Source organism: Bradyrhizobium sp. Kon56 (assembly GCF_055807635.1).
Map to the genome: position 1 here is coordinate 109,290 of NZ_JBVVOU010000006.1, position 13,530 is coordinate 122,819.

Sequence of the window (13,530 nt, forward strand, 5' to 3'; positions counted from 1 at the left end):
GACTCAGAGAATCAGCCCGCCGTCGACGACCAATGTCTGGCCGATGATGTAGGACGACAGCGGCGATGCCAGGAACAGCGCCGCGCCCGCCATGTCAGCCGGGGTGCCCAATCGCCGCAGCGGAATGCGTGAAAGTGCACCTTCGAGCCGCTTGGGATTGTCGGTCGTCACCTTCGTCATCTTGGTGTCGACCAGACCGGGCGCGATGCCGTTGACGCGGATGTCATCTTCGGCCCAGGCCTCGCCCAGCGTCCGCGTTAGTCCGACCGCGCCGGTCTTCGACGCGTTGTAAGCGGGATTGCCCATGGTGGAATGATAGGCCGCGGTCGAGGACACCATAATCAGCGATCCCCGCGCGTCCCGCAACATGGGATGGAAGCGCGTGGCGCAGGCCATCAGGCTCATCAAATTGACCTCGACGACCTTGCGAAAGCCCGCCATCTCGAACTCGCCGCGGCGATAGAGCACCGCGCCCTGTGCGAGCACCAGGATATCGAGCCGATCGAACGACGGCTTGAACGCTTCGACCGCTCCGGCATTGCCGACGTCGAGCTGCGCATAGGAAAGACCGGTGAGATCCGAGCCTTCAGCTTGCGAATATTCCTTCGCGTGAGCACGCGTGCCGCAGACCGCAACCTGCGCGCCCCTGACGCGAAAGGCTTGCGCAATGCCGTTGCCGATGCCGCTGGATCCGCCGACAACCAGCACCTGCTTGCCTGAGAAATCGAGCTCGTTCGTCATCGCTGGCCTCCCTCATTGTCTTGCTTGTTTGACCTGTCTGCGGATCGATGACAGCCTTGTCAATCACAACAAGAACAAGCAGGGCTCAGAGGAAACAGCATGGCCGATTTCAAACAACTCAGCCGGTCCGTGAAGGGCCTGACCGTTCTCGTTACCGGCGCGGCCAGCGGCATGGGACGCGCGACGGCGCGCGTGTTTGCCACTGAGGGCGCGAACGTTGCCGTCACCGATTATGACGAGCAGGGCGCGCTGGCCGTCGCGAAGGAGATCGTGGCAAGCGGCGGCGCCGCGAAAGCCTGGAAGCTCGACGTTGCCGACGGCGATAAGATCAAGCGCGTGGTCGGCGACGTCGCTGCACATTTCGGTGGACTCGACATCATCGTCAACAATGCCGGCATCTCCGTGCGCGTCGCGATCGACGACGACGCCTATGAGGAAGCCTGGGCCAAGGGCCTCGCGGTGATGCTGACGGCGCATCCGCGCATCATCCGCGCCGCGCTGCCTCACTTGCGCAAGTCGAAGAGCCCGCGCATCGTCAACATCGCCTCGACCGAGGCGCTCGGCGCCACCGCATTGCACGGCCCCTATTCGGCGGCGAAGGGCGGCGTCGCCAGCCTCACCCGCTCGCTCGCGGTGGAGCTTGGCCGCGAGGGCATCACCGTCAACTGCATTTGCCCGGGGCCGATCCGCACCGCCATCACCGACCGGATCTCGGAAGAGCACAAGACCATCTACGCCAAGCGCCGCACGGCACTCGGCCGCTACGGTGATCCGGAAGAGGTCGCGCACATGACGCTGAGCCTGTGCCTGCCGGCAGCGTCCTTCCTCACCGGCGCGGTCATCCCTGTCGACGGCGGCCTGATGGCGCGCAACGCGTAAGCGGCACCAAAGGTGCGTAGCCTGGATGGAGCGCAGCGCAATCCGGGGTTCTCACATCGCAGGAAGACTCCCCGGATTACGCTTCGCTCCATCCGGGCTACGGGCAGCTATGCGCGCCCAGCGTTGACATCGCTTGTTACGGGAGTAACTTTTTCCTCGACAGAGCGGGACCAACCGCTCGCGGTTCGCGGGAGAAACGTCATGACGATCGCCATCCGGCAGCTTCACAAACATTTTGTCGGCGAGGTCTCGGGCCTCGACCTGCGGCAACCTCTCACCGAGGCCGAGGCGCGCGAGATCGAAGCCGCCATGGACAAATATGCAGTGCTGGTGTTCCACGACCAGGACATCACCGACGAACAGCAGATGGCCTTTGCGCTAAACTTCGGCCAGCGCGAGGACGCGCGCGGCGGCACGGTCACGAAGGAGAAGGACTACCGGCTCCAATCGGGCCTGAACGACGTTTCCAATCTCGGCAAGGACGGCAAGCCGCTGGCAAAGGACAGCCGCGCGCACCTGTTCAACCTCGGCAATTGCTTGTGGCATTCCGACAGCTCGTTCCGCCCTATCCCGGCAAAATTCTCGCTGCTGTCGGCCCGCGTGCTCAACCCGAAGGGCGGCAATACCGAATTCGCCGACATGCGGGCGGCCTATGACGCGCTCGACGACGAGACCAAGGCGGAGATCGAGGATCTCGTCTGCGAGCACTCGCTGATGTATTCGCGGGGATCGCTGGGCTTCACAGAATACACCGACGAGGAGAAGGAGATGTTCAAGCCGGTGATGCAACGTCTCGTGCGCACCCACCCGGTCCATCGCCGCAAGTCGCTCTATCTCTCATCGCATGCCGGCAAGATTGTCGGCATGAGCGTCCCCGAGGGAAGGCTGCTGCTGCGCGATCTCAACGAGCACGCCACACAAAGCGAGTTCGTCTACGTCCACAAATGGAAGCTGCATGACCTCGTGATGTGGGACAACCGCCAGACCATGCACCGCGTCCGCCGCTACGACCAGTCGCAGCCCCGTGACATGCGCCGCGCGACGGTGGCGGGCACGGAGCCAACGGTGCAGCAGCAGGCGGCGGAGTAGTTCTCCAGTCGTCCTGGACCAGCGAGCGAAGCAGCGCCGATCCAGGACCCATTACCACCGGTGTCCAGTTCGGCGAAGGCTGGTGGTTGCCAGCCTGCTTCAACAATTGCAGCCTGGGTAATGGGTCCTGGCCTTCGCCAGGACGACACTGAGGCGCTACGCGTGCCCCGCCTCGTTCGAGAGCATGCCGGGATCGATGCCGATCTTGCGCAGCGCGCGTCCGTATTTTTCGTCGACGTCGTCGCCGAAGATCAAATCCGAATCCGCGTCGCAATGCAGCCAGCCATTGCTCTGGATCTCGGTCTCGAGCTGGCCCGGCGCCCAGCCGGCATAGCCGAGCGCCAGGATGGCGTGCTTGGGGCCGGAGCCGTTGGCGATCGCGCGCAGGATGTCGACGGTCGCGGTGAGGCAGACGCCGTCGTCGATCCGGAGCGTCGCATTCTCGATGTAGAAATCGCTGGAATGCAGCACGAAGCCGCGGCCGGTATCGACCGGACCGCCGCGCAGCACCTTCATGCTTTCGGCATTCTCCGGCAGCTTGATGTGCTCGCCCTTGTTGATGATGCCGAGCTGCTGCAACAGCTCGGGGAAGTCGATGCTGCCGGCCGGATGGTTGACGATGATGCCCATCGCGCCTTCGGCGGAGTGGGCGCAGAGATAGATCACCGAGCGCTCGAAGCGCTCGTCGCCCATCACGGGCATGGCGATCAACAGCTGGCCGTCGAGGTAGCCCGCCGAACTCGGGAGCGCGGGGGCTGGCTTGCGGGTGCTTTCGCCCGTCCTCTTGCCTGTGGGAGCCATCGGTGAAGCACTCCGGTTTCAATTCCTATCCTGATGTCGGGCCGGGCCGCTGTCAAATCAAGGCTTTCAGGGACTTGATTCAAGTGCATCCATCACAAGCAATTCAATGGTTTGCCGCCGGGCGACCCTGTAAAGACGTACCATGCTGACAAGAGTTCCCCGGCGTGCGGCGATTGGCGTCGCGACAACCCTGCTCGCGTCCTCGCTGGCGCTTGCGGCCCATGCCGACGACGCATCGCCGTGGCAGCGCGACGGACATTCCGCGGTGCGGTTGCTGGCAGGATCGCGCAGCGGCGCCGTCCTGCTCGGCGGTATCGCCTTCCAGATCCAGCCCGGCTGGAAAACCTATTGGCGCATGCCGGGCGATTCCGGCGTTCCGCCGCGCTTCGATTTCTCGAAGTCCGACAATGTCGAAGCGGTGACGGTGATGTGGCCGGCCCCGCAGAAATTCGACGACGGCGCGGGCGGCCATTCGATCGGCTATCACGACCAGATCGTGCTGCCCCTGCGCATCATCGCCAAGGCGGCCGACAAGCCGGTGACGTTGCGCGCCGAGATCAATTATGCGGTGTGCGAAAAGCTTTGCATTCCCGTCGAGGCCCGCGCCGAGCTTGGCTTCAACAGCGTCGCCTCGACCGAGGACGCCAATTTGCGTGCAGCGCTCGACACCGTGCCCAAACCTGCCGCCATCGGCGATCCCAATCCGCTCACCATCCGCGACGTGAAGCGTGATGGGCCCAAGAATGTGGTGGTCGACGTGGTCGTTCCGGATGCGCGCACCGTCAGTCTGTTCGTGGAAGGTCCGACGCCCGATTGGGCGCTGCCCATCCCGGCGCCGGTCGAGCCCAGCCCACCGGGCGTGAAGCGATTTTCTTTCGAACTCGACGGCCTGCCGCCGGGCGCCCAGCCCGGCGGCGCAGCGCTGAAGTTCACGCTGGTCGGACCGGAGAAGTCGTACGAGTTCAATACCAATCTGGAGTGAGTGGTCGTCCTGGCGTTCGCCCGGACGACATCTTTGATCCAACCGAATCTTAACGAATGGTTGCTAATCCCCAGGGCTACTGCGGCAAGTCTGCCGCAGCATTCGTGTGCGCCTCGGGGATCCTTCGAATTGGCCGTGATGGATGCAGAACCCGCAACGACCGGACCTGCCGGCCTCATCGCGCGGCTGCGCGACAAATTGACGGGCGGGTCGAGCGAAGCGTCGCTGACGCGGCGGCTGGCAGGCACCATCTTCCTCATCCGCGTGATCAGCGCCGGCCTTGCATATTTCTCGCAGGTCCTGCTCGCGCGCTGGATGGGGACGTCGGACTACGGCGTCTATGTCTATGTCTGGACCTGGGTGCTGCTGCTCGGCAGCATGATGGACTTTGGCATCTCGGCCTCCGCGCAAAAGATCATTCCGGAATACCGCAGCCGTGGCGAGCATGCGCTGCTGCGCGGCTTTCTCTCGGGCAGCCGCTGGCTGACCTTTTGCGCCTCCACGCTGGTCTCGCTCGGCCTCGCGGGCATCGTCAAATTGCTCTCGCCCTGGATCGATCCCGCCGAAGTGCTGCCGCTCTACATCGGCTGCATGACGCTGCCCGCTTTCGTCGTCGCCAACACCCAGGACGGCATCGCCCGTTCGCATGACTGGATGCAACTCGGCCTGATGCCGCAATTCATCATCCGCCAGACACTAATCATCGGCATCACGGCTTGCGCCTTCCTGCTCGGCTATCATCTCGGCGCGGTTGCCGCGATGATCGCGAGCGCAGGCGCGGTGTGGATCGCGATGACCGGGCAGATGGTGGTGCTGAACCGCAAGCTCGCCGATCACATCGAGGCGGGCCCCAAGGCCTACGACGTCGGCGGCTGGCTCGCCGTGTCGCTGCCGATCCTGCTGGTCGAAAGCTTCTATTTGCTGCTGTCCTATACCGACGTGCTGGTGCTTCAGCAATTCCGCCCCTCCGACGAGGTCGGCGTCTATTTCGCCGTGGTGAAGACGCTGGCGCTGGTCTCCTTCATCCACTACGCGATGTCGGCGACGACCGCGCATCGCTTCGCCGAATACAACGCGGCTGGCGACAAGGCGCGGCTGTCGGCTTACGTGGCGCATGCCATCAACTGGACGTTCTGGCCGTCGCTGGCGGCGACCATCGTGCTGCTCGCGCTCGGCAAGCCCCTGCTCTGGCTGTTCGGGCCGCAATTCGTGATCGGCTACGACATCATGTTCGTCGCCGCGATTGGCCTCGTGGTCCGTGCCGCGATCGGCCCGGTCGAACGGCTGCTCAACATGCTCGGCCAGCAGAAGATCTGCGCGCTGGCCTATGCGCTGGCCTTTGCGATGAACCTGGTGCTCTGCATCGCGTTGGTGCCGCGCTTCGGCGGCCATGGCGCGGCGGCCGCGACCTCGATCTCGCTCAGTTTCGAGACGGTGCTGCTGTTCTGGATCGTGCGACAGCGGCTCGGCCTGCACGTGCTGGCGTTTGGGAAATAGACTTCCGACTGCCTTCGCGTGCTGCTCTCGGGGAACGGCTGCTTCGAAGCATGCCCGGGAACAACGCGAAACACCTATTTATTGCCAAGGGCACAGCACGATTTTTCTTATTTGGCCCAAGCGGTTGCACCGCAGGGAAAGTTTATTCTACGTCGTATTGCCCAACTGACGAGATAAACCTAAGATTCCCTGGACATGATCGATCCACTCTACGTCGCCTCTGGTTTCGGCGTCGGCCTGCTGGTCGGGATGACCGGCGTCGGCGGCGGTTCGCTGATGACGCCGCTGCTGATCCTCCTGTTCGGGATTCATCCATCGACCGCGGTCGGCACCGACCTGCTCTATGCTGCCGCCACCAAGACCGGCGGCAGCGTGGTGCATGGCTGGTCGCGCAGCGTGCACTGGCCGGCGGTGCTGCGGCTCGCCTGCGGCAGCCTTCCGGCGAGCGCGCTGACGCTGCTGGTGCTCTGGAAGCTCGACCTCAAGAGCGATTCCGAGCGCAATCTCGTCAACCTCGTGCTCTGCTTCGCGCTGCTGCTGACAGCGACCTCGCTGATCTTCCGCAGATCGATCATGGAGCGCTATCGCCGGCGCCTGGAGCAGGTCGATGACCGCGCCACGGCGATCGCGACGGTCGTCACCGGGATCGTGCTCGGTGTGCTGGTCTCGATTTCATCGGTCGGCGCCGGCGCGGTCGGCGTCACCGTTCTGCTGCTGCTCTATCCGCGCCTGCCGGTGGCGACCATCGTCGGGTCCGACATCGCCCATGCGGTCCCGCTGACGCTGATCGCCGGAATGGGGCACTGGGCGCTTGGCGACGTGGATTGGGCGCTGATGGGCGTGCTGCTGTTGGGCTCGCTGCCCGGCATCGTCGTCGGCAGCTTTAGCGCGACGCGCGTGCCCGAGACGGTGCTGCGCCTCACACTCGCCAGCGTGCTGTTCGTGGTCGCCGGCAAGATCATGTTCGCGGAGCTGCACCTGTCCTCGGCATTCGAGACGGCGCTGGCCTGGACGCACTGAACGAAAATGGCGGAGCTCGGCTTCCGCCATTCGCCAGCGATCGCGGTCTACTCCGCGGTCCAGCCGCCGTCGATCGACAGATTCGTGCCGGTGATCTGCGCGGCATCGTCGCCGCACAGGAACAGCGCGAGGGCTGCGACCTGCTCGGAGGTGACGAACTCCTTGGTCGGCTGCGCGTCGAGCAGCACGTCGTTGATGACCTGGTCGCGCGTGAGGTTACGGGCCTTCATGGTGTCGGGGATCTGCTTCTCCACCAGCGGCGTCCAGACATAGCCGGGGCTGATGCAGTTGCAGGTGATCTTGCTGGTCGCGACCTCGAGCGCCACGGTCTTGGTCAGGCCGGCGATGCCGTGCTTGGCCGAGACATAGGCCGACTTGAAGGGCGAGGCGACCAGCGAATGCGCGGAAGCGGTATTGATGATGCGGCCCCAGCCCTTCTTCTTCATGCCCGGGACGGCGGCGCGAATGGCATGGAACGCCGAGGACAGGTTGATCGCGATGATCTGATCCCATTTCTCCGGCGGGAATTCCTCGATCGGCGAGACGAACTGGATGCCCGCATTGTTGACGAGAATATCGACCGAACCAAAGCTCTTCTCGCCGAGCGCGATCATCCCGGCGATCTCGGCCGGCTTGGTCATGTCGGCCGGCGAATAGACCGCCTTCACGCCGAAATCGGACTCGATCTTGGCGCGCTCCTTCTCGATGTCCTCCGGCGAGCCAAACCCGTTGATGACGACATTGGCGCCGGCGGCGGCGAAGGCGCGCGCATAGGCAAGTCCGATGCCGCTGGTCGACCCGGTCACGACGGCGTTCTTGCCTGACAGACTACCCATATTATTCGCTCCTTCTTGGCGGGGGCGCAGTGACGTCCCCCGTGAGATCGTAGGTCACCATGGTCTCGCCGGATTGCGGCCGCTCGAGCCAATCCTTGTGGCGCATCGACAGATGCACGTCACGCACGCCGGCTTCCCAATGCTCGACCATGGCGACATGCGAGAAATCGTAATCCTTGGACGAGGATTCGTAGTTCTTGCTGCGGTAGATCAGGTGCACCACAGTCACGGTGCTTTCGCGCGATACCTTGGCAAGGAATTCCGCGGAAGGGTCGTTCTTGAGATAATCGGGCAATTTGGAAATCAGGTCGCGCACGGCCCTGCGGGCGTTGTGCACCTGCTTGTTCTTGTCGGTGTTCATCCGCGTGCGGCTCGAGAAGCGGATGTCCTTCTCGCGCTCGGTCGCCTCGAGTAGCGAGGTCGGCAGATCGCCGCGGGCGCTGAACAGGTCGATCTGGAAGATCAGGAGATCGCGGTCGGTCTCGGCGTCCAGCACGTAGTCGAGCGGCGTGTTGGAGGCAATGCCGCCGTCCCAATAATGCTCGCCGTCGATCACGATGGACGGAAAGCCGGGCGGCAGCGCGCCGGAGGCCATGATGTGCTCGGGTCCGATTTTCTTGCCGAGCTTCCTGAACTCGAAATTGTCGAAATATTTGAAGTTGCCGGAGGTAACGCCGACTGCACCGACCGACAGCCGCGTCTTCAGATCGTTGATGCGGTCGAAATCGACCAGACGCTCCAGCGTCTTCTTCAGCGGGGCGGTGTCGTAATAGCTCTCGGCCTGCGGGCTGCCGGGCGGCCAGAGCGGCGCCGGGGGGATGCGCGGCGTGAAGAAGCCGGGCACGCCGAAGGTCGCGATCAATGCGGCGCTGGTCGAGTTGAACAGTTCGCGGCTGTGCTCGCTCTTGCCGATCGGCCTCCACGGCACCGGCGCGGAGACCATCTCCCAGAATTCCTTGAGCCGCTTGACGCGCGTCTGCCCTTCATTGCCGGCGATGATCGCGGCGTTGATCGCGCCGATCGAGATGCCGGCGACCCATTCCGGCTCGAAGCCGGCATGGCAGAGCGATTGATAGGCGCCGGCCTGATAGGAGCCGAGCGCGCCGCCGCCCTGGAGGACCAGGACACGTTGCGCGTTTGCGGGGATTGTTGCGACTTCTGGACTATGATCGGTCATGCGGGAACACTAGCAGATGGCGAGCGACCGTGGCGACAGTCTGCCGCGGCGTCAATGTATCCCGGGATCAAGTCTGGCTTATCGGGCGTCCGTCGAGGCCAGGATCATGGTCCAGAACACCTTGTATTTGGTGCCGGAAGCATAGCCCGCCGCGATGCCTAATTTTGTGACACCGCTCTTGAGCATGTTGGCGCGGTGCGGGGGCGAGTCGCGCCAGCCGGAAAACGCTTCCGCCAGCGTATGATAGCCGGCCGAGACGTTCTCGACCGCAACGGTCGCCGGATAGCCGCCGGCGCTGAGGCGCTTGGCCAGCGGCGCGCGGACGTCATGGTCCATCTTGTTGGCCGCCGCCATCGCCTGCGATTGGGATTCGGCAAGCCGCATCAGTTCGGGGTCGATCACGACGGTGCCGAGCCCGTTGTTCTGGCGGTATTGCGAGATCATGATCGCTGCGGCCTGCGCGTCGAGCTTTGCGCCCGGGACAGCCATATCGGCATACATTGAGGGCTGCTGGACCGGTGCTTCGTTGCCGGCGCAGCCGGCAAGCAGCAAAAGGATTGATATCGCGGCCGCGACGCGCATGAACAGGAGCCCCCAAATCAGGCGCCGTTGTTGCATACCAACCGTGGCTGAAAGGTGAATATTGAGGAAAAATTGACCGGTTGACCCCGCTCAGGCGCCCCCAAATATCCGGTAGCGGCGGGGCTCCAGGCCGATCGTGTCGCCGGCGCGCAGTTCCCTGTCCCGCGGAGCGTCGATCTCGATGGTCTCTCCACCTGATAATGCCACCTCGGCCCGCTGCACGGGACCGAAATTCCGGACGTGCTGCACGGCGCCCTCGAAGGCACCGCTGCCGGGCGGGCCAACGAGCATGTCGTGCCGCCGCACGAACAGTCTTGACGCGCCAGGCGCAAGCCCATCTGCCGCGAGCTGAAGCGGCCGGTCGCCAAGCCTGATGACGCCGTCGGCGATCAGGACCGGAAGCTCGATGGATTCGCCGATGAAGCTGTGGACGAAGGCGGTCGCCGGGCTCTCATAGACGTCATCGGGCGAGCCGATCTGCTCGATTTTGCCCTTGTCCATCACCACGACGCGGTTGGCGACTTCGAGCGCCTCCTCCTGGTCATGGGTGACGAAGATCGAGGTGACGTTGATCTCGTGGTGCAGCGAGCGCAGCCATTTACGCAGCTCCTTGCGCACCTTGGCATCAAGCGCGCCGAAGGGCTCGTCGAGCAGCAGGATACGCGGCTCGATCGCGAGCGCGCGGGCCAGCGCGATGCGCTGGCGCTGGCCGCCGGAGAGCTGGCTCGGATAGCGGTCGGCGAGCCAGTCCAGCTGCACGAGATCGAGCAGCTCCCTGACGCGCGCACGGATGGTCGCTTCGTCCTTGCGGATCGCGCGCGGCTGCACGCGGAGGCCAAAGGCGACGTTCTCGAACACCGTCATGTGGCGGAACAGCGCGTAGTGCTGGAATACGAATCCGACGTGCCGCTCGCGCGCGCCCTGCGCCAACGCATCCTCGCCGTTGAAAGACACCTCACCGGAATCGGGCCAGTCGAGCCCGGCAATGATCCGCAGCAGCGTGGTCTTGCCGGAACCTGATGGACCGAGCAGTGCGAGCAGCTCGCCGTCATTGACCTTGAGATCGACGCCGTCGAGGGCTGCGAAGCTGCCGAACTTCTTGACGAGATTCCTGACTTCAATGCTCACTTGCGTCATGTCCTTCGTCGAGATGATTTTCGAGAACGGTTTTCGCGACCAGCGTGATCAGCGCCAGCATCGCCAGCAGCGAGGCGATCGCGAACGCCGCGACGAACTGATATTCATTGTAGAGAATCTCGACCAGGAGCGGCATCGTGTTGGTCTCGCCGCGGATATGGCCGGAAACGACGGAGACCGCGCCAAACTCGCCCATCGCGCGCGCGTTGCAGAGCAGGACGCCGTACAGCACGCCCCATTTGATATTGGGCAGCGTGACGCGGAAAAAGGTCTGCAGGCCCGAGGCGCCGAGCGAGATCGCGGCCTCCTCCTCCTGCGTGCCCTGCTCCTGCATCAGCGGGATCAACGCCCGCGCCACGAAGGGGAAGGTCACGAAGGTGGTCGCAAGCGCGATGCCCGGCACCGCGAACAGGATCTGGATGTCGTGATCGCGCAGCCAGCCGCCGAAATAGCCCTGCGCGCCAAACAGCAGCACGAAGACGAGGCCCGAGATCACCGGGCTGACCGAGAACGGCAAATCGATCAGCGTGATCAGGAAGGTCTTGCCCCTGAACTCGAACTTCGTGATGGCCCAGGCCGCGACGAGACCGAACACGAGGTTGAGGCCAACCGAGATCGCCGCCACCACCAGTGTCAGCTTGATCGCGGACAGCGCCTCCGGGTCGGCCAGCGCGGCGAGATAAGCGCCAATTCCCTTCGAGAAGGCCTGCGCGAACACCACGACCAGCGGCAGCACGACGAAGACTGAGAGAAAGGTCATCGCCAGCGCGATGATGCCGATGCGGACCGCGCGCGGTTCGGTGCGCAGCTTGTTCCGCGCGGCCGCCGCATGCGCGCGTGCCTTTGCGTCGGAGGCCGGGAGTGGGACGGAATCTGCGATCTGCATCGTCATGGTGCCGTCCTCACCGCACCGGAATCCGGCTCTGCGCCCAGCGCTGGAGCCGGTTGACCGCGAAGATAATGACGAAGGACACGACCAGCATGACCACCGCGATGGCGGTCGCATCGGCATAGCGGAATTCGGAGAGCCGGATCACGATCAGCAGCGGCGCGATCTCGGAGACGTTGGGCAGATTGCCGGCGATGAAGATCACCGAGCCGTATTCGCCGACCGCACGCGCGAAGGCGAGCGCGAGTCCGGTGAGCAGCGCCGGACCGAGCGAGGGCAGGATCACGCGAATGATGGTCTGCCAGCGGCTCGCGCCAAGGCTGCCCGCGGCCTCCTCGATCTCTGGGTCGAGATCCTGGAGCACCGGCTGCACCGTGCGCACCACGAACGGGATACCGATGAAGATCATGGCGACGAAGATGCCGACCGGCGTGAACGCCACCTTGATGCCGGCCGCCGCAAGCGGCGCGCCGAGCCAGCCCTTCTCGGCGAACAACGCGGTCAGCGCGACGCCGGCAACCGCCGTAGGTAGCGCGAACGGCACGTCGACGATGGCATCGAACAGCCGCCGACCGGGGAAGCGGTAGCGCACCAGCGCCCAGACGATGATGCTGCCCATCACCAGATTGACGCAGGCGGCTGCGAAGGCGAGTCCGAAGGACACGCGCAACGCATTCAGGGTGCGGCGGCTGGAGAGGATGTTCCAAAACTGCTCGGGACTCAGCTCGAGCGATTTCAGGAACAGGCCGGCGAGCGGAATCAGGATGATGATCGACAGCCAGGATAGCGTCAGCCCCATGGTGAGACCGAAGCCCGGCAATGTCCGGCGTCGTGCTGCGATTGCGCTCACCAGGCCCCCTGTTTAAGCCCCGCCGACAGCGCCCGATCAGTTCTTGTAGATCTGATCGAAGACGCCGCCGTCGGCAAAATGTTCCCTCTGCGCCTTGGTCCAGCCGCCGAAAAGTTCGTCGATCGTGAACAGCTCGACCTTCGCGAAGGAGTTTTCATGTTTTTTGGCGATCTCGGGATCGCGCGGACGATAGAAGTTGCGCGCCGCGATTTCCTGACCTTCCTTGGTGTACCAATATTGCAGGTAGGCATCGGCGACACTACGGGTGCCTTTTTTATCGGCAACCTTATCGACGATCGTCACCGGCGGTTCCGCCAAGATCGAGAGCGGCGGCGCCACGATCTCGAATTTCTCCGGACCGAATTCCTTGAGCGCCAGGTACGCCTCGTTTTCCCAGGCGAGCAGCACGTCGCCGACGCCGCGCTCGACGAAGGTCACGGTCGCGCCGCGCGCACCGGTGTCGAGCACCGGCACCTGCTGATAGAGCTTTCCGATGAAATCCTTGGCCTTGTCCGCCGAGCCGTATTTCTTCTGCGCAAAGCCCCAGGCGGCCAGATAATTCCAGCGCGCGCCGCCTGACGTCTTCGGGTTCGGCGTGATCACGGCGACGCCGAGCTTGAGCAGATCGTCCCAGTCCTTGATGGCCTTGGGATTGCCCTTGCGGACCAGGAACACAATGGTCGAGGTATAGGGCGACGAGTTTTGCGGCAACCGTTTCTGCCAGTCGGCCGTCGTGAGGCCTTTGCCCGCGATGGCGTCGATGTCGTAGGCGAGCGCAAGCGTCACCACGTCGGCCTGCAATCCGTCGATCACGGCGCGCGCCTGCGAACCGCTGCCCCCATGCGACTGCTTGATCTCGACGCTCTTGCCGGTTTCCTTCTGATAGGCACTCGCGAACGCCTTGTTGAACTCGACATAGAGCTCGCGCGTCGGATCGTACGAGACGTTCAGCAGAGTGATGTCAGCGGCAAGAGCCGCGCTTGCCAACAAGCCTGTCACGAGCAGTCCTGCCGCGAGCGGAACGATACGACGCATCATGTCCATCTCCAT

At 64.0% G+C, this 13,530-nt stretch carries 14 protein-coding genes; 5 read left to right on the forward strand and 9 right to left on the reverse strand.

From position 1 onward, the window contains the following. Positions 1–3: 3 nt before the first annotated feature. Complete coding sequence (locus tag AC0L3B_RS12085) at positions 4–741, reverse strand: SDR family NAD(P)-dependent oxidoreductase (RefSeq protein ID WP_018454633.1); 738 nt, start codon at positions 739–741, stop codon at positions 4–6. A gap of 99 nt (positions 742–840) precedes the next feature. Here AC0L3B_RS12085 and AC0L3B_RS12090 point away from each other — a divergent pair, with 99 nt between their 5' ends. Both AC0L3B_RS12090 and AC0L3B_RS12095 read left to right on the forward strand, forming a co-directional pair. Further along, positions 841–1,620, forward strand: coding sequence for an SDR family NAD(P)-dependent oxidoreductase (locus AC0L3B_RS12090; protein WP_018454634.1), 780 nt, complete (start codon positions 841–843; stop codon positions 1,618–1,620). Between the two features lie 201 nt (positions 1,621–1,821). Then, entirely contained in the window at positions 1,822–2,709 is an 888-nt protein-coding gene (locus tag AC0L3B_RS12095; protein WP_018454635.1) for a TauD/TfdA dioxygenase family protein, read from the forward strand. Positions 2,710–2,865: 156 nt separating this feature from the next. Here AC0L3B_RS12095 and AC0L3B_RS12100 read toward each other — a convergent pair whose 3' ends face one another. Then, a complete protein-coding gene (locus AC0L3B_RS12100) occupies positions 2,866–3,510 on the reverse strand; it encodes a YqgE/AlgH family protein (RefSeq protein ID WP_018454636.1) in 645 nt (214 codons plus the stop codon). Positions 3,511–3,652: 142 nt separating this feature from the next. On the opposite strand from AC0L3B_RS12100, the gene AC0L3B_RS12105 reads away from it, so the two are divergent. From AC0L3B_RS12105 to AC0L3B_RS12115, 3 genes are all read left to right on the forward strand, one after another. Further along, complete coding sequence (locus AC0L3B_RS12105) at positions 3,653–4,492, forward strand: protein-disulfide reductase DsbD domain-containing protein (RefSeq protein ID WP_018454637.1); 840 nt, start codon at positions 3,653–3,655, stop codon at positions 4,490–4,492. Positions 4,493–4,630: 138 nt separating this feature from the next. Further along, the gene (locus tag AC0L3B_RS12110) at positions 4,631–5,989 is read left to right on the forward strand and encodes a flippase (RefSeq protein ID WP_018454638.1); all 1,359 of its coding nucleotides are present in this window, start codon (positions 4,631–4,633) and stop codon (positions 5,987–5,989) included. A gap of 195 nt (positions 5,990–6,184) precedes the next feature. After that, positions 6,185–7,009 carry a sulfite exporter TauE/SafE family protein gene (locus AC0L3B_RS12115; RefSeq protein ID WP_018454639.1) on the forward strand — a complete coding sequence of 275 codons (825 nt, stop codon included), beginning with the start codon at positions 6,185–6,187 and terminating at the stop codon, positions 7,007–7,009. Positions 7,010–7,056: 47 nt separating this feature from the next. Here the strand turns inward: AC0L3B_RS12115 and AC0L3B_RS12120 are convergent, their stop codons facing one another. The 7 genes from AC0L3B_RS12120 to AC0L3B_RS12150 form a co-directional block, all read right to left on the reverse strand. Continuing rightward, positions 7,057–7,845, reverse strand: a complete 789-nt coding sequence (locus tag AC0L3B_RS12120) for a 3-hydroxybutyrate dehydrogenase (protein ID WP_247359524.1) — start codon at positions 7,843–7,845, stop codon at positions 7,057–7,059. Between the two features lies 1 nt (position 7,846). Continuing rightward, positions 7,847–9,022, reverse strand: coding sequence for a DUF3734 domain-containing protein (locus tag AC0L3B_RS12125; protein ID WP_473380421.1), 1,176 nt, complete (start codon positions 9,020–9,022; stop codon positions 7,847–7,849). Positions 9,023–9,100: 78 nt separating this feature from the next. Next, complete coding sequence (locus AC0L3B_RS12130; RefSeq protein ID WP_473380422.1) at positions 9,101–9,604, reverse strand: CAP domain-containing protein; 504 nt, start codon at positions 9,602–9,604, stop codon at positions 9,101–9,103. Positions 9,605–9,694: 90 nt separating this feature from the next. Beyond that, the gene (locus AC0L3B_RS12135; RefSeq protein WP_377828351.1) at positions 9,695–10,732 is read right to left on the reverse strand and encodes a sulfate/molybdate ABC transporter ATP-binding protein; all 1,038 of its coding nucleotides are present in this window, start codon (positions 10,730–10,732) and stop codon (positions 9,695–9,697) included. Continuing rightward, complete coding sequence (gene cysW / locus AC0L3B_RS12140; RefSeq protein WP_473380423.1) at positions 10,722–11,633, reverse strand: sulfate ABC transporter permease subunit CysW; 912 nt, start codon at positions 11,631–11,633, stop codon at positions 10,722–10,724. Before cysW ends, AC0L3B_RS12135 begins: the two co-directional genes overlap by 11 nt. A 10-nt stretch (positions 11,634–11,643) precedes the next feature. Next, positions 11,644–12,429: a sulfate ABC transporter permease subunit CysT gene (gene cysT, locus AC0L3B_RS12145; protein WP_231190982.1), complete on the reverse strand. Its 786-nt coding sequence runs from the start codon at positions 12,427–12,429 to the stop codon at positions 11,644–11,646. 87 nt (positions 12,430–12,516) lie between these two features. Next, a complete protein-coding gene (locus tag AC0L3B_RS12150) occupies positions 12,517–13,530 on the reverse strand; it encodes a sulfate ABC transporter substrate-binding protein (RefSeq protein WP_018454646.1) in 1,014 nt (337 codons plus the stop codon).

Excerpts from the sequence above, each read along its gene's own strand:
- AC0L3B_RS12085 (WP_018454633.1), bottom strand. The coding sequence starts at position 741 with ATGACGAACGAGCTCGATTTCTCAGGCAAGCAGGTGCTGGTTGTCGGC.
- AC0L3B_RS12090 (WP_018454634.1), top strand. The coding sequence starts at position 841 with ATGGCCGATTTCAAACAACTCAGCCGGTCCGTGAAGGGCCTGACCGTT.
- AC0L3B_RS12095 (WP_018454635.1), top strand. The coding sequence starts at position 1,822 with ATGACGATCGCCATCCGGCAGCTTCACAAACATTTTGTCGGCGAGGTC.
- AC0L3B_RS12100 (WP_018454636.1), bottom strand. The coding sequence starts at position 3,510 with ATGGCTCCCACAGGCAAGAGGACGGGCGAAAGCACCCGCAAGCCAGCC.
- AC0L3B_RS12105 (WP_018454637.1), top strand. The coding sequence starts at position 3,653 with ATGCTGACAAGAGTTCCCCGGCGTGCGGCGATTGGCGTCGCGACAACC.
- AC0L3B_RS12110 (WP_018454638.1), top strand. The coding sequence starts at position 4,631 with ATGGATGCAGAACCCGCAACGACCGGACCTGCCGGCCTCATCGCGCGG.
- AC0L3B_RS12115 (WP_018454639.1), top strand. The coding sequence starts at position 6,185 with ATGATCGATCCACTCTACGTCGCCTCTGGTTTCGGCGTCGGCCTGCTG.
- AC0L3B_RS12120 (WP_247359524.1), bottom strand. The coding sequence starts at position 7,845 with ATGGGTAGTCTGTCAGGCAAGAACGCCGTCGTGACCGGGTCGACCAGC.
- AC0L3B_RS12125 (WP_473380421.1), bottom strand. The coding sequence starts at position 9,022 with ATGACCGATCATAGTCCAGAAGTCGCAACAATCCCCGCAAACGCGCAA.
- AC0L3B_RS12130 (WP_473380422.1), bottom strand. The coding sequence starts at position 9,604 with ATGCGCGTCGCGGCCGCGATATCAATCCTTTTGCTGCTTGCCGGCTGC.
- cysW (WP_473380423.1), bottom strand. The coding sequence starts at position 11,633 with ATGACGATGCAGATCGCAGATTCCGTCCCACTCCCGGCCTCCGACGCA.
- cysT (WP_231190982.1), bottom strand. The coding sequence starts at position 12,429 with ATGGGGCTGACGCTATCCTGGCTGTCGATCATCATCCTGATTCCGCTC.
- AC0L3B_RS12150 (WP_018454646.1), bottom strand. The coding sequence starts at position 13,530 with ATGGAGATGGACATGATGCGTCGTATCGTTCCGCTCGCGGCAGGACTG.